The organism is Streptomyces sp. NPDC051909 (assembly GCF_040681095.1).
GTDB lineage: Bacteria > Actinomycetota > Actinomycetes > Streptomycetales > Streptomycetaceae > Streptomyces.
The window spans coordinates 1-2,250 of sequence record NZ_JBFAYA010000080.1 but is presented as its reverse complement, the minus strand read 5'-3'; the positions used below and the strand labels follow the sequence as shown (position 1 = coordinate 2,250).

Sequence of the window (2,250 nt, the reverse complement as noted above, 5' to 3'; positions counted from 1 at the left end):
CGATGCTCCGATGCTCGACCTGCACCCCCTTCGGCTGCCCCGTCGAACCGGACGTATACATCACATAGGCCAGGTCACTCCCACCCACCTGCACGCCGGGATCATGTGTGGGGCAGGAAGCGATGACCTGCTCGTCCTGGGACAGCAATTCCTGTGTCAGGGTGAGCGCCACTCCGGAGTCTTCTGCTATGAACGCCAGCCGGGTGACGGGGTAGGCGGGGTCCAATGGCACATAGGCGGCGCCTGCCTTCCACACCGCGAGGAAGGCGATCAAGGCCTCGACACTGCGCGGTAGGCACACACCCACACGGTCCCCGTGTTCCACTCCACGCCGAAGCAGGTAGTGCGCCAGCCGGTTCGCGCGCATCACCAACTCGCTGTAGGTCAATGAAGTCTGACCATCCATCACCAAAACTGATGACGGCCGTGACGCAGCTTGCCGATCGACGATTGCCAGCGCCGACAGCGAGTCGTCCTGCTGAAGGGATCTGCCATGCCAGCCAGCAGACAGATTGTGTTCCTCGGCATCGGTGAGCATGGTCAGAGCAGCCATGGGAACGTCCGGACGGCCGAGGGCAGACTGCAGCAGCGCGCACAGGTGTCCGAGCAGTCGTTCGACCTGATCGGGTTCGAACAGGTCGGTGCGATATTCGGCGTGGACGTGCAGGCCGTTGTCGGCCGCGTCGGGAATCGGCAACAGGGTCAGATCATGCTTGGCAATGCCAGGGTCGGGGTACTCGACGGTCGCGTGGAGCTCGTCGATCTGAAAGGCCTGCGGGTAGGCGTCTTGTGGGACCATCGCCACCTGAACCAGAGGGGTCAGAGACTCGGCTCGTACACCGCACTCCTCAAGAAGCCGGGGAAACGGCAGTTGGTGCGCGTAGGCCTGGACCACCGTATCGCGCACCTGTTGAAGCAGCTGGCGGAAGGTGGTATCGGGGGAGATTCGGGCTCGCAGGGGGAGCATACTGATGAAGTACCCCACCGTGTGGTCGAGATCGGGATGAGGGCGACCGGAGGCGGGGGTGCCGACGAGGATGTCTTCGCGTGCGGTGTATCGGGACAACAGCGTTTGAAATGCGGCAAGCAGGACCATGTAGCGGGTAGTGCTGGTTGCGCGGGCCAGTTGGTCGACCTCAGCCATCACGGGCGCTGGGATGAGCGTGCGGGCCAGTGCGCCGTTTCCGCTGGGCTGGTCCGGACGAGGCAGGTTGGTGGGGAGCTGCAGGCTCTGCGGGACGTCGGCAAGTTGATGACGCCAGTAGGCAATGCTTTCGTCGTATGCGCCGTTTGCCAGTTCGCTATGCTGGAGCGCGGCGAAGTCGGCGAATTGGGCACCTGGCGAAGGCTGTTCGGCAGTAAGGCCATTCTTGACGGCCGGATACAGTGTGGCGAGGTCCGCGAAGAGAACCTTGACCGACCAGCCGTCCATCGCGGTGTGATGCATCGACAACAGCAATACGTGCTCATCGGCACTCATCCGCACGAGATGTGCCCGCAGGAACGGGCCGACTTCCAAGTCGATTCGCCGCCCCGCCGTCTGCCGGACCAGTCGCTCGATTGCTTCCTGCCGGCCGTCATCCGTTAGCCAGCTGACGTCCCACTCAGATAGTGCGGTCTCGCCGACACGATGAATCTGCTGGCAAAGCCGTCCATCGATCATGCTCAAGGCGGTGCGAAGCGGCTCATGACGCGCCACCAACTGGTGCAGGCACTGTCGCAGCACCTGGGCGTCTAGCGGACCGCTCAGCCGCAGAGTGATGACCTCGTTGTACACAGGGCGACCGGAGTGCGCCTGCTCGATGAACCACAGGCCCTGCTGCGCCACAGTGGCGGGCAATGGCCCACATCGCCCTACACGCTCAAGAGGTTCCACCGCGACGTCGCGGCAACCGGCTGTTTCGATCCTGCAGGCCAGATCGGCAATCGTCCCCTGCGACAGTATGGCGTCCACCGACAGCCGAATCCCATAACGCTGAGCGACCCTTGATGCGATGTGCACGGCGCCAAGGGAGTTCCCACCCAACGCGAGGAACCCGTCCCGGACAGAGACGCGCTCAAGGCCGAGGATTTCCCGCCACAACTCGGCCAACTCACCTTCCAGCGCACTTCCAGGCTCCACCACTGGACCGAGCGCCACGTCGCGTCCTTGCTGCGGTGTGGGGAGTGCGGTGGTGTCGGTCTTGCCGTTGGGGGTGAGGGGGATGACGGTCAGGTGGGTGTAGGTGGTGGGGGTGGAGTGAGTGGGCA

General features: G+C 63.8%; 1 protein-coding gene. It reads right to left on the bottom strand.

Annotation, left to right across the window (positions count from 1 at the left end; genetic code table 11):
- On the bottom strand, positions 1–2,250 hold a 2,250-nt coding region (locus tag AB0M18_RS36575; protein ID WP_365765721.1), incomplete at both ends, for a condensation domain-containing protein.